Origin of the sequence: Kitasatospora sp. NPDC096204, from assembly GCF_044763205.1 — a bacterium.
In the GTDB taxonomy this organism is placed as follows: Bacteria; Actinomycetota; Actinomycetes; order Streptomycetales; family Streptomycetaceae; genus Kitasatospora.
This window is the reverse complement of the sequence record NZ_JBIWFT010000002.1, coordinates 22,830-46,574: the sequence shown is the minus strand read 5'-3', so window position 1 is coordinate 46,574 and position 23,745 is coordinate 22,830. Positions and strand designations below refer to the sequence as shown.

Genomic DNA, 23,745 nt, shown 5'->3' with positions numbered 1-23,745 from the left:
CACGTGCCGCATGAGCCGCACGTGCCGCACGCCCTCCGCTATCCCGTTTTTCCGCCCTCCCCGCCCTCCCCGCCCGAAAGGCCCCTCACCGATGCGAGAAGACCGCGGTACCGCCCCCGGTACCCGTCGGGGTGCCCATGCCGGGCCGCCCGCCCGTCCGCCGCGCCCCGGCCCGTGGCTGCGCGGGCTGCGCCCCCGGAGCGTCCGCGCCCGGATCATCGCGCTGCTGATGGTCCCGGTCGTCTCCGTCATCGCGCTGTGGGGGTTCGCCACCGTCACCACCGCCCAGGGCGTCTGGGGCCTGATGCGCCAGCGCGATGCCCAGCGCACGCTGCTCACCCCCGTCGCCGAGACGGCCGCCGGGCTCCAGGCCGAACGCACCGCCGTCGGTCAGCTGCTGGCCGCCCCGGCGACGGCCCCCACCGCAGTCCGGGAGAGCGCCCTGCGCGAGGCCGCGGCGGCCACCGACCGGGCGTTCACCCCGCTGTTCCCGGACGCCCACCGCCCCGACCGGGGCTACAACCGCGCCGACGCCCAGGGCCTGGGCGGCGAGGCGGCGGCCCGGCTGGACGCCCTCGGCAGCTCGCTCGCCGCCCTGCCCGTCCTGCGCGACCGGGTCCTGGCCAGGAGCGTCGGCTGGCCCGAGGCGTACGCCGCCTACGGTGAGGCGGTGGACCGGGCGCTCGCCGCCGCCGGCGCCGTCGCGCCCTTCCAGGACCGCCAGGTGGCCGCCGACGCCCGGGTACTGCTGGAGCTGGCCCGCTCCCGTGAGCTGCTCGCCCGCGAGGACGCGCTGCTGCGCGCCGCCCAGTTGTCCGGCGGGCTCGGTGACGACCAGCTGCGGGAGTTCGCCGGCGCGGCCTTCGCCCGGCGGGAGTTCGAGCGGGGTGCGGCCGCCGACCTGCGCCCCGCCGACCGGGAGTCGCTGCTCGCCGTCACCGGTGGCCAGGACCACCGCGAGCTGGCCGGGTACGAGGACAGGATACGGACGGCCGCCGACGGGCGGACCGCGGTCGCCGCGGTGCCGGCCGACCGCTGGGCGATGGTCGCGGGCAATGTGGCAGGCGCCCTGCGGACCGTCGAGGACCGGGCCGGGCGGGTCGCCGCCGAGCGCCAGGACCCTTATGCCCTGGGCCTGTTCACCCCGGCCGGGATGGCCGTGCTGCTCGGCCTGGTCGGCGTGGTGGCCTCGCTGGTGATCTCGGTGCAGATCGGTCGCGGGCTGGTCACCGAGCTGATCGGCCTGCGCAATTCGGCACTTGAGCTGGCCGGACGAAAACTCCCGGCGACCATGCGGAAGTTGCGTGCGGGAGAGGAGGTGGACATCGAGGCCGAGGCGCCCCGGCCGGTGGGGCGGGACGACGAGATCGGCCAGGTGCACCGGGCGCTGGGCACCGTCCAGCGGGCGGCCGTCACGGCGGCGGTCGAGCGGGCCGAGGTGCTCTCCGGCGTCTCCGGGGTGTTCGTCAACCTCGCCCGCCGCAGCCAGGTCCTGGTGCACCGCCAACTCACCCTGCTGGACGCGATGGAGCGTCGCACCGACGACCCGTCCGAGCTGGCCGACCTGTTCCGGCTGGACCACCTCACCACCCGGATGCGCCGCCACGCCGAGGGCCTGATCATCCTCTCCGGGGCCGCTCCCGGGCGTGGCTGGCGCCGACCCGTCCCGTTGGTGGACGTGGTGCGCGCGGCCGTCTCGGAAGTCGAGGAGTACGCCCGGGTCGAGGTCCACCCGCTGCCGCGCGCCGCCCTGGTCGGCCATGCCGTCGCCGACCTCACCCACCTGGTGGCCGAACTGGTCGAGAACGCCACCGGGTTCTCCCCGCCGCACACCCGGGTGCACATCCGGGGCGAACGGGTCGGCAACGGCTTCGCGTTGGAGATCGAGGACCGCGGCCTCGGCATGGGCCCGGAGGTGCTGGCCTCGGCCAACCGCCGGATCGCCGCCGTAGAGCAGAGCGACCTCTTCGACAGCGACCGGCTCGGCCTGTTCGTGGTCAGTCGGCTCGCCCGGCGGCAGGACGTCAAGGTCTCGCTGGTGACCTCCGCGTACGGCGGCACCACGGCGGTGGTCCTGCTGCCGACCACGCTGCTGGCCGACGAGGCGGCGGCGGAGGCGATGGAGGCGGAGGACGTGCGACACGACTTCGAGCCGGTGGCGTCCCTGCCGTCCGCAGCGGCGGCGGGCGGTGTGGCGGGCAGCGCGGTGGGCAGTGCGGCGGCCGGGGAGGCGCCGGTGGGGCCGCTGCCCGCCGAGTGGGCACAAACCGGTCTCCCGGAGCGGGAGTTCACGGCGGTGCACGCCCGCGGGGAGGGGGCGGCGGGCGATCCGGGCAGCAGCGCCATGGGCAACGCCTCGAGTAGTGGTCCGAGCAGCGGTCCGAGCGGCGGTCCGAGGCGCCGGGAGCACCCGCGGGGCAGGACCGGCGACGGGTTTCCGGCGGTGGGTGGGCCACCGCCGGAGGGTGGGGCTCTGCTGGCGTTCGGCGTCCGGGGCAGTGACCCCGGGCCGGTGCGCCGCACCCCCTTCCGGGCCGACGGCGCCCGGGTGGCCGGTCCGGCTGCGGGCGGGGGTACGGGTGCGACCGCCCGTCCGCAGTCCGGACCGCCACAGCCGTACGGCGCGGCGCCGCACCGTACGGAACCCCGGGCCGAACCGGTACCCGGGCCCGGCGGCGCGGACGACGCCAGGCCGGAGGGCCGGCGACCGGGCGGCCAACGGTCGGAGCGCCACCGACCGGGCGGTCACCGACTCGACGATCACCGACCGGAGGCCCGGCGACCGGAGGCCCGACCCGCGAGCGGCCACGTACCGGACGGTCACCCGGCCGACCCGGGCCCCGCTGAGCTGCCGCGCAGGACCCGCCAGGCGAGCCTCGCGCCGCAGCTGCGCGAGGCCCCGGCCCGCCCGGCCGCGCGCGGTCGCCGTACGGCTGCCGCCTCCTCGGCCGATCCCGGAGCCGGCGACGGCCTCGGCGCCGCGGGCCGCAGCCTCGAGGAGGCGCGGGCGGCGATGTCCGCCTTCCAGAACGGATGGGCGCGCGGCCTGTACCCGGAGGGCCGGCCGGACCGCCAACCCGCCGACCCTCCGCAGCCGCCGCGGGCGCGCCACCCCCGACACCCGTCCCGACCCGAAGGAGAGCGTCCGTGATCGCCACCACCCACCGCGCGGGGGAGCTGAACTGGCTCCTCGACGAGTTGGTCCAGCGCGCCCCCGAGCTCCGCTTCGCCGTGATGCTCTCCGCCGACGGCCTGGCCATGGGCACCTCGGCCGGCCTGGCCCGCGAGGACGGGGAGCATCTGGCGGCCGTCGCCTCCGGCTTCCACAGCCTGGCCAAGGGCGCCGGCCGACACTTCGGCGCGGGCGAAGTCCGCCAGACCATGGTCGAGTTGGAGGGTGGCTACCTGCTGGTCGCGGCGGCCGGGGAGGGCACCTGCCTCGCCGTGTTCGCCACCGCCAGGGCCGACCTCGGCCTGATCGCCTACGAGATGGCCAGACTGGTCCGCCGGGTCGGCGAGCACCTGAGCGCCCCGCCGCGGGCGGTGGGCGGCCGGTGAGTCCGGTGCCCCGCCCGTACCGGGGGCGACATCCGGAGCACCCGAGGGCCGAACCCGACGGGCACCCCCGCAATCCGCTCGCCGCCGCCCACCGGGCCCGCTGGTACGACGACGACGCCGGGCCGGTGGTCCGGCCGTACGCGATGACCCGGGGGCGCACCGGGGCCGGGGAGCAGCAGTTCGACCTGATCGCCGTGGTGGTCACCGAGTTGCCCGACCCGGCGCTCGTGCCGGGCGCGCCCGAGCCGCCGGTCGGCCCGGAACAGGCGCGGATCCTCGCGCTGTGCCGGGGGACCCCGCTGTCCGTCGCCGAGCTGGCCGCCGACCTCGACCTGCCGGTGGGTGTCGTGCGGGTGCTGCTCGGCGACCTGCTGGCGGCCGGGCTCATCCGGGTCCGCCGCCCCGTCCCGCCCGCCCTGCTCCCCGACGAGCGCATCCTCCAGGAGGTCATCCGTGGACTCCGCGCACTCTGACCACCCGCCCGCCCCGTCCACGCCGTCCGCGTCGGCAGCCCTGCCCGCCCCGTCCGCGCCGTACGACGGACCGGATCCGTTCGACGCCGAGGATCCCGACGGCGCGGTGCTCGCGCTCAAGATCCTGGTGGCGGGGGGATTCGGGGTGGGGAAGACGACACTGGTCGGCGCCGTCAGCGAGATCCGGCCGCTGCGCACCGAGGAACGGCTGACCGAGGCCGGGCGCGAGGTGGACGACCTGGACGGCGTGGAGCGGAAGTCCACCACCACGGTCGCGATGGACTTCGGCCGGATCACCATCCGCGAGGGACTGGCGGTCTACCTGTTCGGCACCCCGGGCCAGGACCGGTTCTGGTTCCTCTGGGACGAGCTGGCCCAGGGGGCGCTCGGTGCGGTGGTGCTCGCAGACACCCGCCGACTGACGGACTGCTTCCCGGCCGTCGACTTCTTCGAACACCGGGGAATTCCCTTCGTGGTCGCGGTGAATCGTTTCGCGGGGACACGGGAGTTCGGTCCGGAGGAGGTCGCCCGCGCGCTGGACCTGGACGCGGGCACACCCGTGCTGCTGTGCGACGCGCGCCACCGGGCCTCGGGCAAGGAGGTGCTGATCAACCTGGTCGAGCACGCGGGCCGGGTGCACGCCGCCCGGCTGCTCGCGGACGTCGCACCGGTGGGCTGAGACGGGCGGACGGAGGCGGGCCGAGACGCCGATGGCCGGACAGTGTGTGGCGGACGGAGAACAGATGACAGCTGACAGATGTCGAAATCTGTCAGCTGTCATCTGTTCTCCGTCATCTGTCCGCCGTCGGTCGTCGGCGGTCGGTCGTCGTCGGCGGTCGGTCGTCCGCGTTCGGCCGGAGGTGCTCCAGTCGTGCCGCCGAGGGTGTCAGCGGTTCAGCTGTGCCACTGGAACACGACCCGCGTCCAGGTGGATCCGGGGCAGTTGCCCCAGACCGCCCAGGCCTCAGGTCGCGCGCCGACCCACAGGCCGGTGCTGTACGAGCCGTCGGCGCAGTACGTGATGGTGCGCAGCCGCCCGGAGTAGACGTTGCAGCGACCCTCCCAGCGCCAGCCGTAGTTGCCGGTGATGACGCAGCGGTAGGTGTCGGTCGCAACGGTGTTCCAGGCCGGGATGGCGTCGGGGGTCGCGGTCCGGATCCGGCCCGGCGTCGCGGCGGCCGGCAGGGTGGTGGTCCCGAGTGCGCCGAGGGCGGCCGTGGCGGCCAGTCCGAACATGGCGAACTTCCTGGCGATGCAGCCTCGCACGGTGGTTCTCCTTGCTGGGGGGTTCTCGTCGGGCGGAGCGCCCCGACCGCCCGGGGGTCCGCCGGGAGGTGAACTCCCGCCCCCCGCGCGATCGGTGACATGTTGCACACGATTGACTGCGCACAGTGAAACGACGAACTATGATGTGACCTGTGTCACAAGTCATCCGGTTGGCTTACGGCGCTCCGTGCCCAGGGTCGGCCGGGTGCTCGGGGTGCCGATTTCCGGGGAGAGCGGCATGGCGGATTGCAGTGGTCGGAATGCGGGCGGCGGACGGGAAGCGGACTGCGCTCCGAGTGGGAGCGGCGGTCAATCGTCAGAGTTCAACCGGGTGTTCACGGATCTGCTGCCCAGACTCCAGCAGGCGGCGGCCGTCCTCGCCGGCGGCCCGATCGGAGCGGGGGACGTCGTCCACGACGCTTACCTCCGGATCGCCCGCCGGCCGGAGCGCTTCCTCGGCCATCCGCAGCCGTACGCCTATGCGTTCACCACGATGGTGAACATCCTGCGCGACCAGTGGCGCCGGGAGCGCCGGCGGGTGCCGATGCCCGAGGTGCCGGAGGCGGGCGACGCCGGCGAGCGGGGCCGGAGCGCCGCCGACTCCTGGGCCGGCGGGATGGCCGAGTCGCAGGCCCGCTGGGAGGTGCTGCGTCTGCTGGGCTTCCTGACGGTCAAGCAGGCCCGCGCGGTGGTGCTGGTGGACCTCGACGGCTACAGCATCGACGAGGCCGCCGAACTGCTCGGGCTGCATCGCAGCACGCTCGCCGTCACCCGGCGCCGCGCCCACGGTCGGCTGCGCGCGATCCTCCAGCAGGAGCGCGAGCGGGAGCGCGACCGGGAATGCGACCGGGAATGCGACCGGGAGTGTGATCGGCAGGGCGACCGGGAACGCGCTCGCGGACGCGGACGTGGGCGCGGCCGAGGGGGTCGGGACGGGTGTGCGGTCGCCGCTCCGACGCACCGGGCTGACGGCAAGTCGAACTGATGCGGCGCCCCGGCCCGTACCCTGCGAATCGTGATCACGTACGAGGACGGCCGCCTGCGCGCACTGGCCGAGGACGGCCGCTGGCCAGAGTTGCTCGCCGCCTACCGGCAGGGCCGGGCGGCCGCCGTGGCGGAGGCCGGTGAGGAGGCCGCGGCCGTGCTGACGGCACCGCTCGGCCACCTGATCGCCTACGCGGCGCCGCCCGAGCTGGCCGTCCGGCTGTTCGACGGGGACGGCGGCGCGGGGACGGCCGCCGGGGTGGCCGATCACGACGCCGGCCCGCTCTGGGAGGTGCTGGCGACCAGGCACTCCTGGTCGCGGCTCGCCCCGCTGCTGGGCCCGGCCCCGGTGCGACGGCTGGTCGCGCACACCCGGGCACTGCTCGGCGAGGACCTCTCGCACGGGTCCGATCCGCACGGGTCCGATCCGCACGGGTCCGATCCGCACCGGTACGAGCCGGGGTCGGCCTCCGGGCCGTACGGGCCCGAGCCCGACCCCGAGGGCGTGCCGTTGCGCCTGGAGCCGTGGGAGGCGTCGGGCTGGGACGAGGCGGCCCGGGTGCGCGAGTACCTGCCCGGCGGGGGTGCGCGCAGCGCGCTGCTGACCCTGCCTGCCAGCCGGGAGGGCCTGGGTGAGGTGGAACTGCCGCTGACGGCGGAGTCGGCAGGACGCCCGGACGGGCCGCGGGTCACCCGGGCGCTGGCCGGGCTGGGGGCAGTCGCGCCGTGGGCGGCGACGGCCTGCGTCCGCGGTCCGGCCGCGGCCGCGGCCGCCCTGCTCGCCCGCGACCGTCGGGTGGTCGGCGGGTACCTGCCGTTCCCGCTCGCCTACCCGGCGCTGGTGCGGGCCGCCGCCGTGGGACGGGACCAGGGCTGCGCGCACGGGCGGCTGGCGCTGTGGCGGGCGCTGGCCGCGATGGCCGCGATGGACGGGCCGGACGGAGCGGACGCTCGGGAAAGGGCAGCCGGGACGGCCGGGACGGGCGGAGTGGACCGCGCCGAGGTGAACGCGCTGGTGGCCCGGATGCGCTGCTTCACCTGGCAGGAGCCGTCGGCCGGGCTGCACCATCTGCACGTCGCGCTGGAGGATCCGGCCAGCGGGGTGGCCTGGGTGGTCAGCGGCTCGCAGGAGCTGTGACGAGCGAGCCGGTAGGCCCGTCCGGGCTGACCGACCGGCCCGGGAAAGACGAAACCCCCGGCCTGGGAAAGACGAAGCCCCTGGCCGGGGGAAGACGAAACCCCCGGCCAGGCGCCGTTTCCGGGGTTGGTGGAGGCGCCGGGCCGGGGGAGTGTGAGGGCCGCTGCCGGGCTCAGGCGCCGGCGGGAGCGGCGCCCTGGGCGGGAACGGCCTCGGGGGCGGCAGCCGCGGAACCGTCCGCCGCGGTGGCCGGGCCGGCGGGCGCGCCGTGGACGTCGACCAGCGTCTGCTCGTCGAACGGCAGCTCTCCGGCCAGCACCCGCCGGGAGCGCTCGGTGTCGAGCTCGCCGGTCCAGTGCCCGATCAGGACGGTCGCGACGGCGTTGCCCGCGAAGTTGGTGAGGGCGCGGGCCTCCGACATGAAGCGGTCGATGCCGACGATCAGGCCGACCCCGTCCACCAGCGCGGGCTTGTGCGACTGCAGCCCGCCCGCGAGGGTGGCCAGTCCGGCGCCGGTGACCCCGGCCGCGCCCTTGCTCGCGATCACCATGAAGACCAGCAGCGAGAGCTGCTCGCCGAGCGACATCGGCTTGTCCATCGCCTCGGAGATGAAGATCGAGGCCATGGTCAGGTAGATGGCGGTGCCGTCGAGGTTGAAGCTGTAGCCGGTCGGCACGGTGATGCCGACGACCGGGCGGCTGACGCCCAGGTGCTCCATCTTGGCGATCAGGCGGGGCAGCGCGCTCTCGGAGGAGGAGGTCGAGAGGATCAGCAGGAACTCGCGGCCGAGGTACTTCAGCAGCGAGAACACGTTGACCCCGGCGACCAGGCGCAGCAGCGTGCCCAGCACCACGACGACGAACAGCACGCAGGTGACGTAGAAGCCGATCATGATGACGGCCAGGCTCTTCAGCGCGGCGGTGCCGGTGGCTCCGACCACGGCGGCCATGGCCCCGAAGGCGCCGATCGGCGCGACCCACATGATCATCGACATGATCCGGAAGACCAGCCGCTGCAGGTGCTCGATCCCGCGCAGCACCGGCGCGCCGGCCGTGCCCATCGCCTGGAGGGCGAATCCGGCGAGCAGGGCGACCAGCAGGGTCTGGAGCACCTTGCCCTGGGTGAGGGCCGAGAACAGGGTCTCGGGGATCATCCCGAGCAGGAAGTCGGTGGTCGACTGGGCGCCGCCGGCGGCGGCCTGGGCGTGGCCGGACTTGGCGAGCGCGGCGGTCAGGTGCAGGCCGCCGCCGGGCTCCAGCAGGTTGCCGACGACCATGCCGATGCCCAGCGCGACGGTCGACATGGCGAGGAAGTAGCCGATGGCGAGGCCGCCGACCTTGCCGACCTTGGCGGCCTTGGTCACCGAGCCGATGCCCAGGACGATGGTGCAGAAGATCACTGGGCTGATCATCATCTTGATCAGGTTGACGAAGCCCGTACCGACCGGCTTCAGCCCCACGGCGAAACCGGGGGCGGCCAGGCCGACCACCACACCCGCGACCACCGCGGCGATCACGGCGATGTAGAGGTAGTGGGTCCGGTCCTTGCGTCTGGGTCCCGCCGCCGTGGCGGCTCCGGTGATCGACATCTGCGGCTCCCTTGCCGTGCAGTCCTGGTGGCCCCGGGGGATGGGCCGCTCTGACTATGGGCCCGGAGGTGACGGAGGTCACGTTTGCGTTCATAGAGTTCATGAACGGTACGGGTGGCCCGGATGTCCGGGCCGCGAACGGCGCGGGCCGGGGGCCGCGAACGGCGCGGGCCGGGGGTCGTGAACGGCGCGGGCCGGGGGTCGTGAACGGTGTGGGCCGGGCGGCCGCGAACGTCGGCGCGGGCCGGGTGGGCGCGGGCGGGGTGCGGTCGCCCGTCGCCGTGCCCTGGGGTCGTCCGGGAGCGTGGTGCACACTGGCAGGCATGTCCGAGCGCACCGCCCCCACCGCCCCGCGCCGCCGTTCGCACCGGTCGACGGGCCGCGGGCCCCGGCGGCTGGTCCGCAGCCTGGCCGGGCAGCTGTTCGTCGTCCAGGTGGTGATCGTCGCCGCCGTGGTCGCCGGCGGCGCGGTGCTCGCGTACCTCTTCACCGCCGGCCGCACCGAGGACGCCGCCCGCCGCCAGGTGACCGCGGTCGCGCACGCCGTCGCGGACTCGCCGTCCGTCCGCGCGGCCGTCGGCGGCCCGGACCCGACCGCGGCGCTCCAGCCGTACGTCGAGCAGGTGCGGGCCGACACCAGGGTCTCCTTCATCACCGTCATGGACACCGACGGCGTGCGCTGGACCCACCCGCTGCCCGAGCAGATCGGCCGGACCTACCTCGGGCACATCGACTGGGCGCTCGCCGGGCAGACCCGCAGCGAGACGTACACCGGAACGCTCGGCCCGTCCGTCCGGGTGGTCACCCCGGTCTGGGACGACCGGCACCAGGTGGTCGCGCTGGTCAGCGCGGGCCTCACGGTGGACTCGATCTCCGCGCAGCTGAGCGGTCCGCTGCTCGCCCTGGTCGGGGTGGCGGTGGCCGCGCTCGCGCTCGGCGGCGTCGGCACCTACCTCGCCAACTCCCGGCTTCGGCGGCACACCCACGGGATGGGACCGGACGAGCTGAGCCACCTCTACGAGTACCACCAGGCCACCCTGCACGCGGTGCGCGAGGGGCTGATCCTGGTCGACCGCTCGCACCGGGTGGTGCTGTGCAACGACGCCGCCCGTGAACTGCTCGGACTGGCCGGTGACTTGGAGGGACGTCCGGTGGTGGAGCTGGGCCTGCCGGAGGCGCTGGTCGCGGCCGTGCTGGGGAAGGAGCCGGTCCGGGACGAGGTGCACCTGACGGCCGAACGGGTCGTGGTGCTGAACACCTCCACCATCGGCTCCGGAGCCGGCCTCGGCCGGGTGGTCACCCTCCGGGACCACACCGAACTCCAGGCACTCAGCGGAGAGTTGGACTCGGTGCGCGGCTTCACCGAGGCGCTCGGCGCGCAGGCGCACGAGGCCGCCAACCGCCTGCACGCCGTGGTCTCGCTGATCGAACTGGGCCGCCACGAACAGGCGGTGGAGTTCGCGACCGCCGAACTCGAACTCGCCCAGCAGCTCACCGACCGGGTGGTCGCGGCGGTGAGCGAGCCGGTGCTGGCCGCGCTGCTGCTCGGCAAGGCGGCCCAAGCCGCCGAACGGGGGGTGGAGTTGACCCTCACCGAGGACAGCCGGATCGACGACGGGGTGCTGCCGCCCGGGCTCTCCGCACGGGACCTGATCACCGTGCTCGGCAACCTCATCGACAACGCCGTGGACGCCGCGATCGCCGGAGCGGCCGAGAGCCCCGTCCCGCCCGAGGTCACCGTCACGGCGCGGATCGCCGACGGCCGGGACTGCGGCGTTCGGGGCGGTGGTGTTCGGGGCGGTGGCAGTCGGGACGGCGGCGGCCGGGACCGCGGGAGCGACGGCCGGGGCGGCGACGGGGACGCGGAGGCGCCCGGCGAGTGCCTGCTGCTGCGGGTCGCCGACACCGGCGCGGGGATCGACCCGGGCGCGGTCGAGGACGTGTTCCGGCGCGGCTGGAGTACCAAGCAGGACGGCCGGGGGCACGGGCTCGGGCTGGCGCTGGTCGCCCAGACCGCCCGGCGCAACGGCGGCACCGTCGAGGTCGGACGGGAGCGCGGCGCGGTGCTCACGGTGCGGCTGCCGCTGGCCGTCCGGGCGGGGGAGCCGGGAGGACCGGGCGGGTCGGGGGAGCCGGGGGAGCCGGGCAGGTCGGCGGGCGGGCCGGAGGAGTCCGCCGGTCGGGAGCAGGAAGGGGCCCTGGCATGAGCGGCGCCGCCGACAGCACGGCCGACACCGCGATCGGCGCCCCCGCCGGGAAGGAGATCTCCGTCCTGGTGGTCGAGGACGACCCGGTGGCCGCCGCCGCGCACACCCTGTACGTGCGGCGCGAGCCCGGCTTCCACGCCGCAGGCGCGGTCCACAGCTGCGCCGACGCGCTGCGCTTCCTGGACCGGGCCCGCGCGGCCGGGACGCCCGTCGACCTCATCCTGCTCGACCTCTACCTGCCGGACGGTCACGGGCTCCAGCTCTGCCGAACCCTGCGCGCGGCCGGTCACAGCACCGACGTCATCGCGGTGACCTCGGCCCGTGACCTCGCCATGGTCCGGCAGGCCGTCTCCGCGGGCGTCGTGCAGTATCTGCTGAAACCGTTCAGCGCGGCCGCCCTGCACGACCGCCTGGAGCGTTACGCCCGCTACCGCGACAGCCTCGGGCGCACCGGCGAGGCGACCGGCCAGGAGGAGGTCGACCAGGCGCTCGCGCTACTCCGCACGCCGGAGCGCACCACCCTCCCCAAGGGGCTGAGCGCGCCCACCCTGGACTCCGTCGCCTCGGTCCTGCGCGAGGCGGCCACCGGGCTGTCGGCCGCGGCCGCCGGCGCCGCCGCCGGGGTCTCGCGGATCACCGCGCGGCGCTACCTGGAGCACCTGGTGGAGACCGGATGCGCGGTGCGGGAGCCGCAGTACGGCAGCGTCGGGCGGCCGGAACTCTGCTACCGGTGGAGGAGCCGCGCCTGACGGTTCACCGAGCCTGAGCCCGAGTCTGAGCCCGAGCCCGAGCCCCGGACCGTGGTCGGGGCCTTATGCGGGCCCGGACCGTCGGTCGGAGGGGGAGGGGTCCGGGCCGTGACCTTTCCGCGCGGCGCTCGTTGGGGGAACCAGGGGAGGTTCACTCGCGCGGGTGGTTCTGGGGGCCCGAGGGCATTCCGCCAGGTCAAGGCCAGTAAAGTTAGGCTTACCTAACTTCTCCTGGGGGTTTCTCGTGTCGCTCGCTGCCGTACCCGTCCAGGCCACCTCCGGAACCCCGGCCGCCGGTGAAGCCATCCTGCGCCGTCAGCGCGTTCGCGAGTCCGCCGCCAGAACCTACGCCCGCTCCTTCCCGATCGTCCCGGTCCGCGCCCACGGCATGACCGTCGAGGGCGCCGACGGGCGGCGCTACCTGGACTGCCTCTCCGGCGCCGGCACGCTCGCCCTCGGCCACAACCACCCGGTGGTGCTGGAGGCGATCCGCCGCACCCTCGACAGCGGCGCCCCGCTGCACCTGCTCGACCTCGCCACCGCGGAGAAGGACGACTTCACCAGCGCGCTGTTCGAGAGCCTGCCCGCGGAGTTCGCTGCCCGCGCCCGGGTGCACTTCTGCGGACCGGCCGGGACGGACGCCGTCGAGGCCGCCCTCAAACTGATGCAGACCGCCACCGGCCGCTCCGGCGCGCTCGCCTTCACCGGCGCCTACCACGGCATGACCGCCGGCGCCCTCGCGCTCACCGGCAACGTCGCCGTCAAGGAGCCGCTGCCGAGCGGCGGCGAGGTCGCCCGGCTGCCCTACCCGTACGGCTACCGCTGCCCGTTCGGGGTCGGCGGCGAGGCGGGTGCCGAACTCGCCGAGACGTACGTGGAGCGGCTGCTGGACGACCCGTCGGGCGGTGTGGTGGCGCCCGCCGCGATGATCCTGGAGGCCGTCCAGGGCGAGGGCGGCGTCGTCCCCGCGCCCGACGGGTGGCTGCGCGCGATGCGTCGGATCACCGCCGAGCGCGGCATCCCGCTGATCGTCGACGAGGTGCAGACCGGAGTCGGCCGCACCGGGGCGATGTGGGCGATCGAGCACAGCGGCATCGTCCCGGACGCCATGGTCCTCTCCAAGGCCATCGGCGGCAGTCTGCCGCTCGCTGTCGTCGTCTACCGCGAGGACTACGACGGCTGGCGCCCCGGCGCCCACACCGGCACCTTCCGCGGCAACACCCTCGCCATGGCCGCCGGGGCCGCGACGCTGCGCCACGTCGCGGCGAACGGGCTGGCCGAGCGGGCCGCCGCCGTCGGCGAGCGGATGGCGGCCCGGCTGCGCGAACTCGCGACCGAGCTGCCGGTGATCGGCGACGTGCGCGGCCGGGGACTGATGCTCGGGGTCGAGCTGGTCGACCCGGAGGCCGAGCCCGACGCGTGCGGCGCCCGGCCGGCCGACCCGGCGCTCGCGGTGCGGGTCCGGGAGGCGTGCCTGGCCCGGGGGTTGATCGTCGAACTCGGCGGACGCCACGACGCGGTGCTGCGGCTGCTCCCGCCACTGACCATCACGGGCGAACAGGTGGCGGCGGTACTGGAGCGGCTGGCGGACGCGATCGCGGCGGTGTCCGCGAGCGGGCCCGGCGGTGGGCCGTCGGGCGCGCTGGTTCACGGTTCGGCGGGCGCGCTGGTTCACGGTTCGGCGGGCGGTCCGGCGGCTCGGGAGAAGCGGTGATCGGGGCCGGACCCGACCCCGTCGGGCTCCCTGACGACGGCGTCGCGACGGACGCCCTGGCGGGCGGCACGGCCGGGCCGGGCGCGCTCGGACCACTGCTGGCCACTGTCCTCGACTCCCTGGAGCGCGGCACCGCCAAGCGCTCCGGACCGCTGCCGAAGGGCACCCCGGCCGAGATCGCCGCACTCGTCGACGACGCGCTGGCCACCGCCGACGGACCCGGTGCGCTCGCCCGGCTCACCGAACTGCTCGCCCACGCCGCCGCCGACCCCGCCGACCCGGCTTGCGCCGCACACCTGCACTGTCCGCCGCTCGCCGTCGCCACCGCGGCGGACCTCGCGGTCAGCGCCCTCAACCCCTCCCAGGACTCCTGGGACCAGGCCCCCGCCGCCACCGCCCTGGAGAGCGCCCTGCTCGCCGAGATCGCCGGACTGGTCGGCTACGACCCGGACCGCGCCGCCGGCGTCCTCACCTCCGGCGGCACCGAGTCCAACCTCATGGGGCTCATGCTGGCGCGCGACCAGAAACTCGACGGCATCGTCGAGTTGGACGGCCTCCCGGCCGGCGTCCGGCCGTGCATCCTCGCCTCCGAGGCCGCGCACTTCTCCGTCCAGCGTGCCGCCGCCCTGCTCGGACTCGGCGAGCGGGCCGTCATCCCCGTCCCGGTCGACCGCGGGCTGCGGATGCGCGAGGACGCACTCGAGCGGGTGATGGCCGAGGCCGGCTGGGCCGGACGGACCCCGATCGCCGTCGTCGCCACCGCCGGCACCACCGACACCGGAGCCGTCGACCCGCTGCACGCCGCCGCCGACCTCGCCCGCCGCTACGGCGCCTGGCTGCACGTGGACGCCGCGTACGGCGGCGGGGCGCTGCTCTCGGACCGGCTCGCCCCGCTGCTCGACGGCCTCGCCCGCGCCGACTCGGTCTCCCTGGACTGGCACAAGCTCGGCTGGCAGCCGGCCGCGGCCGGGATCTTCCTGGTGGGCCGCGCCGAGACCTACGTCTCGCTCGCCCGCCGGGCCGAGTACCTCAACCCCGCCGACGACGAGCGGGCCGGGTATCCCAGCCTGCTCGGCCGCTCGCTGCGCACCACCCGCCGGGCCGACGCCTTCAAGCTCGCCGTCACAATGCGCACCCTCGGCCGCGACGGACTCGGCCGGCTGGTCGACGCCTGCCACGACCTCGCCCGCGCCGCCGCCGACGCGGTGCGCGCCGACCCGGCGCTCGAACTCCACACCGAGCCCGTGCTCACCGTCCTGCTCTTCCGCTACCGGCCGCCCGGTGTGACGGACGAGGCGGCGCTGGACGAGGTCAACGGACGGCTGCGGCGCCTGCTGCTGCGCACCGGACGGGCGGTGGTCGGCCGCACCGAGCTGCCGGGCGACGGCCCGGGCCGGGTCCGGCTGAAGCTCACGCTGCTGAACCCCCACACCACGGTGGAGGAGGTCGGCGCGCTGCTGCGGGAGGTGGTGGGCGCCGGCCGCGAGGTGGCCGGCGAGCGGGCGGGGTAGGCGCGGGTCCCGCGGTGCGCGGCCGGAAGGGTCCAGGCGGGGCGCGGCCGCGGGGTCAGCCGTCCAGCAGGATCGAGCGGGTGAGTTCCCAGGTCTCGGGGTCGGCGGCGACCAGGAGACCGTCCACGCAGCCGGGGGCCTCCGGGCGGTACGGGGAGCCGTCGGGGCGGGCGGAGACGCCGCCGGCCTCGGTGACCAGGAGGGAGCCGGGGGCGTGGTCCCACGGGAGGGTGCGCCAGTAGAGGACGAAGTCGAAGCGGCCCTCGACGACGTCCGGGTACTCGATGCCGGCGGCGTGCCGACCGGGGGAGATCTCGCCGAAGGCCGCGATGTTGTCCTGGAGCCGGCGGCGGTGCTCGGCGTCGAGGTAGCGGCTCTTCACCGAGCCGCGCAGCTTCGCGACGTCCTTCGGCGCCGGGGGACGGGTCAGGCGAACGCCGTCGCGCCAGGCGCCGGAGCCCAGTTCGGCGCGGTAGGCGGTGGCGGTGGCGGGCTGCCAGATCCAGGAGGCGACGGTCCGGCCGGAACGGACCAGGGAGCACATCACGGCGTACTCGGGTTTGCCGGCGACGAAGTTGGCGGTGCCGTCCACCGGGTCGACCAGCCAGACGGCGGGCTCGTCGTGGAGGGCCAGGGCGAGCGACGGGTCGGCGGCGACCGCCTCCTCGCCGACCACGGGCACGGGGAGCAGCTCGTGCAGGCGGCGGGCGATGATCGCCTCGGCCTCGCGGTCGGCGACCGTCACGATCTCGCCGGGGGCCTTCTCCATCACCTCGCCGGCGGTCAGCGCCCGGAAGCGCGGCTCCACCGCCTCGGCCGACGCCTCGGCGAGTATCTCCGCCACCTTGTCCATCAGCACGTTCGCGCTCCCTTCGCTGCCTACCACTCTCCCACGAGTGGCGGAAGGGGGCGGCGGCGGTCCAGGTGGCGGAAGGGGGCGCCGGTTCAGGTGGCGGGCGGGGTGGCTATCGGTGGCCGACGGACAACAGCCGACGGCCGACAGTCGACAGATCACAGCGGATGACCGACCGCCGACAGATGACAGCTGACAGATTTCGAAATCTGTCAGCTGTCATCTGTCGGCGGTCCTTCGGCGGTTCCTCCGTCACTCCTCCGCCGCGCCCGGCCCGTCGCCGTCCAGGTGGTGGAAGCCCGGGCGAGGGTGCATCAGGAACTCGTGGTGCGAGATGTTCCATGCGTACGCGCCCGCCATCGCGAACAGCACGCGGTCGCCCGCCCGCAGGCCGTCAGCTCCCTCGGCGGCGCGGGCGAGGACGTCCTTCGGGGTGCAGAGCTGCCCGGCCAGGGTGGCGCGGCCGGTGGTGACGGCCGGGCGCGGCCACGGGTGCGGCCAGGCGTCCACCGGGAGCACCGCGAAGGGCTGGGAGTGCCCCCGGGTCGCGGGCGTGCGCAGGTGGTGGGTGCCGCCGCGGACCACCGCGAAGTCCTCGCCGTGGCTCGCCTTCACGTCCAGCACCTCGGTCGCGTACCAGCCGCAGTAGGCGGTCAGTGCCCGGCCCGGCTCGATCCGCAGCGTCAGCCCGGGGTGGGCGTCGAGCAGCTTGGCCAGGCCCTCGCCGAAGGCCGTCCAGTCGAAGCGGGCGGACGGGTCCGCGTAGTCCACGGCCATTCCGCCGCCGATGTTGACCTCCGTCAGCGGGAAGCCGTGCCGCTCGGCCAGCGCGGCCGACCAGCCGACGATCCGCGCCGCGACCGACAGCTGCTCCGCCGCCGCGAGCCCGCTGGCCAGGTGGGCGTGCACGCCGCGCAGCCGCAGCTGCCGCCCCAGCGGGCCGTCCCCGGTGAGCAGCCGGACGCACTCCTCGGCCCGGTCCGGATCCAGGCCGAACGGCGTCGGACGTCCGCCCATCGCGAGCGGCACCGCGTCGAGCGCCTCCGTCTCGACCGCCAGGTTGACCCGCAGCAGCACGTCCACGACCGTGCCCGGCCGGTCCGCGAGGACCGCGGCCAGCCGATGCAGCTCCTGCTCGCTCTCGACGTGCCAGCGGTGCACCCCGGCCTCCACCGCAGCGGTGATCTCGGCCGGGGTCTTGCCAGGGCCGCCGAAGGCCAGCGGCGCGCCCGGCACGGCGGCCCGGACGTGGGCCAACTCCCCGCCGCTGGAGACCTCGTAGCCGTCCACCGAGTCGCGCAGCGCGGTCAGCAGTGGCGCCTCCGGGTTGGCCTTGGCGGCGTAGTACAGCTCGACCCGCCCGGGCAGCGCGGCCCGGACGGCGGCGGCGTGCTCCCGCAGTGCCGCCAAGTCGTAGACGTAGGCGGGCAGTTCTCCGGGCGCCAGGGCGGCGCTGAAGCGGCGGACGGCCTCGGTCGGCCGGGCCGCCCCGGTCGCCCGGAGGGGCTGGGTCGGCCGGACGGTCTGGTTCGTCATCGGGCGGTGCTCGCGGCGGGAAGGCGGACGGGCGTGTGGGTGGGCGCGTGGCCGGACGCGCGGGCCGGCGTGCGGGTGGGCATCCGGGCGGCCTCGGCGAGGACGGAGCCGGCCAGCGGGGAGGGCAGCCGGACGTAGCCCGCCTCGCGGTCGGCCTTGCGTTCCCAGCGGGTCAGCAGGTTCGCCTTGGCGGGCAGCGGGACACCGGCGAGCAGCGCGCGCAGCCGGGGTGGGCAGCCGTGTGCGGCGGCATACTCCTCCAGGCTGTCCCGGACGGCCTGCCAGAGCGCGCATTCCAGGTCGGGGTGGCGGTCGGCGAGTGCGGCGAGCAGTTCGGCGACGTGGTTGACCAGCAGGCAGTAGACCACCCGGTCCCAGCCGCGCTCCGCGTCGTAGGTCATCGGGCCGGCCACCTCGGGCGGCAGGGCGGCGAGAATGTCCTCGTTCTGCTCGGGGACGAGCTTGGTGCCCTCCAGGTCGCGGAAGAGCACCTGGACGGGGTGCCCGGTGGGGTCCACGCCGATCAGCACGTTCTGCAGGTGCGGTTCGAGCACCACGCCGTGGTCGAAGTAGGCGGCCAGGACAGGCGGGACGAGCAACCGCAGGTAGTCGCGCCACCAGCCGAGGGCCGCCGCGCCGTCCGAACCGCCCGCCGGCAGCCGGGAGACGTGCGCGGAGCTGGTCGGGTGCTCGTCGGCGACGGCGGCGGCCAGCAGCGGGGTGACGCCCGGCCGGAGCACACCGCCCAAGCCCTCCCGGACGATCAGACCGAAGCCCTCGTACAGTGCCCGGTCGGGGTGGCCGTCGGCGCCGGGCAGTGCGAGGGTGCGGAAGGCCGGTTCGCGCAGCATGGCCGAGGCGGGGAAGCGCCGGGCGAGGTCGGCCAGGGCCGGGGCGAGCAGCCGGGTGAGGGCGACGGCGCCGGTGAGTTCGTAAGCGGCGTTCTTGCGCAGGCAGTTGGTGATGCGGACGTTCAGGCTGAACTTGAGGAAGGCGTCGGCGCCGTGCAGGGTGCGCACCGAGGCGGTGGCGGTGAAGCGTTCGCCGCGCGGACCCAGGTCGAGGACGTCGCCCCGGGCCAGGGCGGCGCGCAACAGCGGGTGGTCGCCGATGAGTTGGTACTGCCAGGGGTGGGCGGGCAGCAGCCGGTAGCCGTCCGGTACCTCGCCGAGCCCGTCCAGCAGGGCGGTCGCGCTCCCGTCCAGCGACTCCTCGGCCAGCAGGTCGGCCCGGACGGCGAGGTGGCGCAGCGGGAACGCGGCGCGGGACTCGGGGGCGTAGCTGCGCCAGTCGCCGCGGGCGGCGGAGCGGGACTTGGGGGCCGGGTGGAAGCGGTGGCCGAACAGCAGCGCCTGCTCGGACTCCAGGTAGCGGTCGGTTCCGGCGGCCGGTCGGTCCGCCAGGCCCTCGCGGACGCCGTGGTGGCTGGAGGCGACCTGGTCGAGGAACTCCTCGTTCACCGTGCCGGTGCGCAGCTCCAGTTCGTGTCGGACGTGCTCGGCCAGCTCCCGCCATTCCAACTCCGACCAGCCGCCGTCCTGTTCGACCTCGACCGGGCCGGTGAAGCGGTGCGCGCCGAGCAGCGAGGTGCGGCGCAGCGCGACCCGCAGCAGCACGCCGCGGCGCGGCAGGCGCAGCAGCAGACGGCCCTCGTCGGCGGCGGTCTGGTGCTCGGGCGCGGAGACCTCGCGCAGCAGGCAGTTCAGCAGGGTGTGGACCACCGCCTCGTCGGGGGTGGGCAGTTCGTCGGTGCCGCCGGCTCGGCTTCCGGACTCGAAGGGCCGGCCGTCGGTGCCGCGGGGGTCGTCGGTCCTGGGCGAGTGGGGGGACTGCTCGGCGGTCATCGGCGACTCCAGCGCTGGCGGAGGGACGGGAGGGTGAGGGTGGTGGCCGCGACGGCGGCCAGCAGGGCGGCGGCGGTTCCGGCCACCACGGGGGCGGCGGCGCCGAACCGTCCGTTGGCCAGCGCGGCGACGGCGCCGGCGGCGACGGCGCCACCCTTGGAGACGAGTTCGAGGGTGCCGAACATCCGCCCGGGCTGGCGCCCTTGGGCGGCACCGGCGGCGAGCACGGCGAGGCAGACCAGCCCCAGCGTGAGCCCGGCCCCGAGCAGCAGCCGGACGGCGACGAACACGGGCAGCGAGTACGCCACCGCGTGCCCGGCCAGGCCGAGCGCGACGAAGCCGAAGCCGAGCGCGATGCCGGCGTGCGGGCGGGAGTGGAACACGGTGTGGGTGCGGGCGGCGAACACCAGGTAGCACAGGTGCGGGAGGGCGAACAGCACGCCGGTGGTGGTGCCGTCCACGCCGGGCAGGCGCTGTTCGGCGAGGGCGATCAGGTACGGGAAGGAGATCACCGTCGCGAAGACGAAGGTGAACTCGAAGGCGTAGAGCGGCAGCAGGGACACCGTGGCGGTCCGCTCGGCGGGCCGGCCGCCGGCTGCCGGGGCCGCCTCGGGGCGCTCGGGCTCGGGCAGCAGCGAGAGGAACACCGCCGCGGCGAGCGGGAGCACGGCCATCACCAGGTACTGGCGGTGCGGGTCGATCCACGGGGAGAGCGCCCCGACCAGGATCGGCGCGGCCACCAGTGCGGCCCGCGCGCTGCCCTGCATCAGGGTGAGGGCTCGGGAGAGCCGGGGGCCGTCGAGTGCGGCGGCCAGGTAGCCGTTGGTCGCGGCGAAGGTGCCGCCGAGGAAGCCCTGGAGGACCAGCGCGAGGGTGAACGCGGTCAGGCTGTCGGCGGCTCCGGCCAGCAGGAAGGAGACGGTGAGCCCCAGTTGGGCGCGCAGCAGCAGCCGCTTGCGGCCGAAGCGGTCGGCCAGCCGGCCCCACAGCGGTGCGCCGAGGGCGCTGAACACCGTCGGGACGATGTACAGCACGCCGGCCCAGCGGGCCTGCGGGTCCCCGAGCGAGGGCAGGATCGTGGTCAGGTAGGGCGGCAGGCCGAGCGCGGCGAAGGAGGCGACGAAGTAGCAGGCCGCGACGGCGTGCACCTGGCGCCGGCCGAGTCCGCCGGAGCGGTCGGCCGAGGGCTGCGACTGCTGCGACAGGGTCTCCGCGGTCACCGGACGGTCCCGTCCGCGCGTCGCCGGCCGGCCGGAAGGCCGACCGGGTGGTCGTGCGGACGGTCGTGTGGATGGTCATCCGGAACGCCGTCCGGTACGCCGTTCGGCCGGTCGTGTGGGGGCTCTTGGGCCTGTTCGCGCAGGTAGTTGGGCCCACTGGTGTAGTGCTTGTTGATGTCGGCGGCGCCCGAACGCTGCTTGCTGAGCAGTGTCCCGGCGGTGACCATGGCCTTGACCGGCAGCCGCTCGGCGTCCAGCAGCGCGGCCCGCAGCGGTGCGCCCACCGGTCCGATCCGCTCCACGGCCTCGGCCGTGCGCTTGCGCAACAGGGCCAGGGTGTCCGCGAGTTCGGCCCGGCCGTGGTCGGCGAGACCGAAGGCGAGGGCGCCGGTGCACAGGTGGCCGGTGATGGTGGCGAACAGGTCGGTGAGCGCCCGGTCGTCCTCGCCGAATATCCGTGCGTCGTCGAACTCGTCGCGGGCAGGGGCGAGTTCGCCGAGCGATGAGGTCATCCGGGCGGTGTGCACGCGCGGGCCGTCGTCGTCCTTGTAGAGCAGCCGCAGGCCGTCCCGGTCGATCACCAGCGAGGTGTTCTGCTGGTGCGACTCCAGGGCGACACCGTGGCCGAACAGTGCGGTCTGCCAGTCCAGCAGCAGCTCCAGCAGGGCGTCGTAGCAGGCGAGGACGTCACCGCGGTAGTAGCGGTCGGCGAGGTGGTCGAGGACGAGGCGGCCGCCGGGCGCGGGGGCCAGCAGGGCGGCCAGCGGGACGGTGGCGGCGTGCTCCAGCCCTGCCGGGTGGCGGCGCAGCAGCACGGCCAGCAGCTCGTGTCCGGCGTGCGCCCAGGACTGCTCGTCGGCGTGCAGGACGCGGCCGGCGAAACGCGGCTCGCGCGCCAGTACGGCCTCGATCAGCCGTTGGCCGGCGGCCCCGTCGAGCAGTGTGCCGGGCTTGATGGTGCGGCGGTTGAGGCGGCCCAGGGTCGCGGTGGCGAGCGGGAGCTTGAGGTGGCAGGTGGGGTCGTCGACGACGGCGACGGTGCGCATGGACAGGGTCGGGACGACGGTCAGGTACGGCCGTTCGGCGAGCACCGCGCGGCCGGTCAGGCCGGTGGCGGCCAGTGCCTCGTCCAGGGGTGCGCCGACGGTGAGCGGGTGGACCGGCAGGGTGGCCCAGCCCTCGCCGGGGCACCGGTCGCCGAGGCCGAGCCAGGCCGGGGTGGGCCACCAGCTCGGCAGCGGCCGCCCGCCGTGGACGGTCAGCGCCTCGGCCGGCACGGCCAGCCAGCGCAGCTCGAAGGGGGAGTGGAACTCGGGTGCGTAGGCTCGCAGTTGTGGCTCGGTGAGGCCGGAGCGGCCGCGCGCGGTGGGGTAGACGGGGTGGTCGAGGTAGGCGGCCAGGGTGTCGTGGCCGAGGGCGGCGGCGGGGCCGGTCCAGTCGGCCGGGTCCTCGCCGTACAGGTCGACGAGCCGCTCGTGCACCTCGGGGCGGACCCGCTCGTGCAGCTCCATGGTGGCGAGGGTCTGCCGGCACTCCTCGGCGAAGGCCGCCCAGCCGGGCCGGTCCTCGGCCTCGGCCGACTCGGCGAGCGCCGCCACGGCGGCGTCCGGGCCGGTGATCCGCCGACCGGCCAGCTCCAGCACCGGCAGCCGGGCCGCGTACTCGCTCTGGAAGCCCTCCGGTCGTACGGGCAGGGCCAGTTGAAGCCCGGGGACGGTCAGCCAGCGGCCGTCGGGGCGCTCCTCGACGCGGCCGAGGGTGCGCAGACCGAGGACGTCCTCGCGCAGCAGGGCGGAGAGCACGCGCAGGGTGAGCTGCTCGGCCGGGGTCCAGCGCTGTGCGGCACCGGTCGACGGCTGTCCGGCGGTCATGGGGTGATCTCCCAGCGGTTGGCGTCGAGGAAGCGGGCGGCGGCGCCGTCCACCGCGTCCTGGTCGGCGCCGATCGTCCAGACGACGCCCAGGTAGTCGCGGTTGGTGCGGTAGTGCTCGTGGCGCTCGCCGAGCGGACGCAGGGGCCGGTAGGCGAGCCGGACGCCGTCGCGCTCCTCGTCGTACGCGCCGGGTGCGGCGGTGAGGACGCCGGCGCGGTCGGCGCAGACCACCTCGTTGCGGGCCCGGCGGGGGGTGGCGGCGCACCGCTCGGTGAGGTCGGCGGGCAGGTCGCGGCCCAGGTGGACGCCGAGGACGAGCTCGAACAGGGGGATGTCGAGGATCTCGGCCAGCATCAGGTCGCACTGGTCACCGATGGCGCGGTAGTTGACCTCGATGATGCGGGCCCGGCCGTCCGGCTGGACCACGAACTCGGTGTGGCAGGCACCGAAACCGACGCCGAGCGCGTCGAGTTGGGCGAGTACCTGGTCGACCACCGGCCGCGGGTGGGCCGGGACGAAGGTGAGCACCTCCTCGATGAAGTCCGGCGGCGGGGAGAGCCGGGTGCGGAAGCCGCCGAGGACGTGCCGTCGCCGGCCGTCGCCGAGGGTCTCCAGGGTGCACAGCTGCCCGGCCAGGAACTCCTCGACCACCAGGGTGGCGCCGGCTCTGCGGTGCCGGATCTCCGCGCAGCGCTCGGCGAGTTCGGCGGCGTCGGCGACCAGGGTGACGTCCTCGCTGGCAACCCCTTCACGGGGCTTGACCACGCAGGGGAACGGCACGTCCAGCTCGGCCGGGTCCTGGCCGGGGGCCAGCTCGGCGGAGCGGACGGTGTCCAGGCCGGTCAGCGTGAGGTGGCGGCGCAGCTGGCCCTTGTCCTTGGCTCGCAGCGTGGCCTTCCAGTCCTTGGCCGGGAGGCCGAAGTACTCGGCGGCCAGCGCGGTCTGGGTCTGGAGGTGGTCGCTGTTGCTGAACACCGCGTCGGGCGCGTGCTCCGGGGCGGCCAGGGCACGGCGGGAGACGAGGCTGATGACGGCGCGGAAGTCGCGGACGTCGCACTCCAGGACCTCGGGTGCGGGGAAGGGGAGCTCGGCGTAGGCCCGACGGTGGGCTTCGGCGCCGTCGGTCAGGACGGTGACGTCGAGCCCGAGCCGGGCGGCGGCGGGCAGGAAGCCGGAGGTGACGGAGTCGGTGGGGTTGAGCGCGAGCAGGTAGAGCCGCATGGAGGGTCCT

Annotated in this window: 18 protein-coding genes; 10 read left to right on the top strand and 8 right to left on the bottom strand. The window is 75.3% G+C overall.

What is annotated here, in order from left to right; translation table 11 throughout:
* The first annotated feature begins 91 nt into the window (after positions 1 to 91).
* The 4 genes from ACIQ87_RS01965 (at position 92) to ACIQ87_RS01950 (ending at position 4,710) form a co-directional block, all read left to right on the top strand.
* Positions 92 to 3,151, top strand: a complete 3,060-nt coding sequence (locus tag ACIQ87_RS01965; protein WP_402400124.1) for a nitrate- and nitrite sensing domain-containing protein — start codon at positions 92 to 94, stop codon at positions 3,149 to 3,151.
* Entirely contained in the window at positions 3,148 to 3,558 is a 411-nt protein-coding gene (locus ACIQ87_RS01960) for a roadblock/LC7 domain-containing protein (RefSeq protein WP_355257205.1), read from the top strand. The genes ACIQ87_RS01965 and ACIQ87_RS01960 overlap by 4 nt, the downstream gene beginning before the upstream one ends.
* A 143-nt stretch (positions 3,559 to 3,701) precedes the next feature.
* The gene (locus ACIQ87_RS01955; RefSeq protein WP_402400894.1) at positions 3,702 to 4,031 is read left to right on the top strand and encodes a DUF742 domain-containing protein; all 330 of its coding nucleotides are present in this window, start codon (positions 3,702 to 3,704) and stop codon (positions 4,029 to 4,031) included.
* 106 nt (positions 4,032 to 4,137) lie between these two features.
* The gene (locus tag ACIQ87_RS01950) at positions 4,138 to 4,710 is read left to right on the top strand and encodes a GTP-binding protein (RefSeq protein WP_402400891.1); all 573 of its coding nucleotides are present in this window, start codon (positions 4,138 to 4,140) and stop codon (positions 4,708 to 4,710) included.
* A 215-nt stretch (positions 4,711 to 4,925) separates the two neighbouring features.
* Here ACIQ87_RS01950 and ACIQ87_RS01945 read toward each other — a convergent pair whose 3' ends face one another.
* Positions 4,926 to 5,297 (bottom strand): hypothetical protein, encoded by a 372-nt coding sequence (locus tag ACIQ87_RS01945; RefSeq protein ID WP_402400121.1) that lies wholly within the window; start codon positions 5,295 to 5,297, stop codon positions 4,926 to 4,928.
* A 331-nt stretch (positions 5,298 to 5,628) separates the two neighbouring features.
* On the opposite strand from ACIQ87_RS01945, the gene ACIQ87_RS01940 reads away from it, so the two are divergent.
* Together ACIQ87_RS01940 and ACIQ87_RS01935 are read left to right on the top strand one after the other, a co-directional pair.
* Entirely contained in the window at positions 5,629 to 6,282 is a 654-nt protein-coding gene (locus tag ACIQ87_RS01940; protein WP_402400118.1) for an RNA polymerase sigma factor, read from the top strand.
* Between the two features lie 30 nt (positions 6,283 to 6,312).
* The gene (locus ACIQ87_RS01935) at positions 6,313 to 7,419 is read left to right on the top strand and encodes a hypothetical protein (protein WP_402400116.1); all 1,107 of its coding nucleotides are present in this window, start codon (positions 6,313 to 6,315) and stop codon (positions 7,417 to 7,419) included.
* A 172-nt stretch (positions 7,420 to 7,591) separates the two neighbouring features.
* Here the strand turns inward: ACIQ87_RS01935 and ACIQ87_RS01930 are convergent, their stop codons facing one another.
* A complete protein-coding gene (locus ACIQ87_RS01930; RefSeq protein ID WP_402400113.1) occupies positions 7,592 to 9,007 on the bottom strand; it encodes a cation:dicarboxylate symporter family transporter in 1,416 nt (471 codons plus the stop codon).
* A 323-nt stretch (positions 9,008 to 9,330) separates the two neighbouring features.
* Between ACIQ87_RS01930 and ACIQ87_RS01925 the strand changes: the two genes are divergently transcribed.
* From ACIQ87_RS01925 to ACIQ87_RS01910, 4 genes are all read left to right on the top strand, one after another.
* Positions 9,331 to 11,214, top strand: a complete 1,884-nt coding sequence (locus ACIQ87_RS01925; RefSeq protein ID WP_402400110.1) for an ATP-binding protein — start codon at positions 9,331 to 9,333, stop codon at positions 11,212 to 11,214.
* Positions 11,211 to 11,963: a response regulator gene (locus ACIQ87_RS01920; protein WP_402400107.1), complete on the top strand. Its 753-nt coding sequence runs from the start codon at positions 11,211 to 11,213 to the stop codon at positions 11,961 to 11,963. Before ACIQ87_RS01925 ends, ACIQ87_RS01920 begins: the two co-directional genes overlap by 4 nt.
* A 244-nt stretch (positions 11,964 to 12,207) precedes the next feature.
* Positions 12,208 to 13,677 carry a diaminobutyrate--2-oxoglutarate transaminase gene (locus tag ACIQ87_RS01915; RefSeq protein ID WP_402400104.1) on the top strand — a complete coding sequence of 490 codons (1,470 nt, stop codon included), beginning with the start codon at positions 12,208 to 12,210 and terminating at the stop codon, positions 13,675 to 13,677.
* Positions 13,674 to 15,188 (top strand): pyridoxal phosphate-dependent decarboxylase family protein, encoded by a 1,515-nt coding sequence (locus ACIQ87_RS01910; RefSeq protein ID WP_402400101.1) that lies wholly within the window; start codon positions 13,674 to 13,676, stop codon positions 15,186 to 15,188. The genes ACIQ87_RS01915 and ACIQ87_RS01910 overlap by 4 nt, the downstream gene beginning before the upstream one ends.
* Before the next feature lie 55 nt (positions 15,189 to 15,243).
* Here the strand turns inward: ACIQ87_RS01910 and ACIQ87_RS01905 are convergent, their stop codons facing one another.
* The 6 genes from ACIQ87_RS01905 to ACIQ87_RS01880 all read right to left on the bottom strand — a co-directional run bounded on the left by ACIQ87_RS01905 (position 15,244) and on the right by ACIQ87_RS01880 (position 23,735).
* Complete coding sequence (locus tag ACIQ87_RS01905) at positions 15,244 to 16,041, bottom strand: inositol monophosphatase family protein (protein ID WP_402400889.1); 798 nt, start codon at positions 16,039 to 16,041, stop codon at positions 15,244 to 15,246.
* 252 nt (positions 16,042 to 16,293) lie between these two features.
* Entirely contained in the window at positions 16,294 to 17,577 is a 1,284-nt protein-coding gene (locus ACIQ87_RS01900; RefSeq protein ID WP_402400098.1) for a type III PLP-dependent enzyme, read from the bottom strand.
* A complete protein-coding gene (locus ACIQ87_RS01895; RefSeq protein WP_402400095.1) occupies positions 17,574 to 19,421 on the bottom strand; it encodes an IucA/IucC family protein in 1,848 nt (615 codons plus the stop codon). The genes ACIQ87_RS01900 and ACIQ87_RS01895 overlap by 4 nt, the downstream gene beginning before the upstream one ends.
* On the bottom strand, positions 19,418 to 20,641 hold the full coding sequence (locus tag ACIQ87_RS01890; RefSeq protein WP_402400092.1) for an MFS transporter: 1,224 nt from the start codon (positions 20,639 to 20,641) through the stop codon (positions 19,418 to 19,420). Before ACIQ87_RS01890 ends, ACIQ87_RS01895 begins: the two co-directional genes overlap by 4 nt.
* Positions 20,638 to 22,512 (bottom strand): IucA/IucC family protein, encoded by a 1,875-nt coding sequence (locus tag ACIQ87_RS01885; protein ID WP_402400089.1) that lies wholly within the window; start codon positions 22,510 to 22,512, stop codon positions 20,638 to 20,640. Before ACIQ87_RS01885 ends, ACIQ87_RS01890 begins: the two co-directional genes overlap by 4 nt.
* Complete coding sequence (locus ACIQ87_RS01880) at positions 22,509 to 23,735, bottom strand: acetyl-CoA carboxylase biotin carboxylase subunit family protein (RefSeq protein ID WP_402400086.1); 1,227 nt, start codon at positions 23,733 to 23,735, stop codon at positions 22,509 to 22,511. The genes ACIQ87_RS01885 and ACIQ87_RS01880 overlap by 4 nt, the downstream gene beginning before the upstream one ends.
* Positions 23,736 to 23,745: the final 10 nt, after the last annotated feature.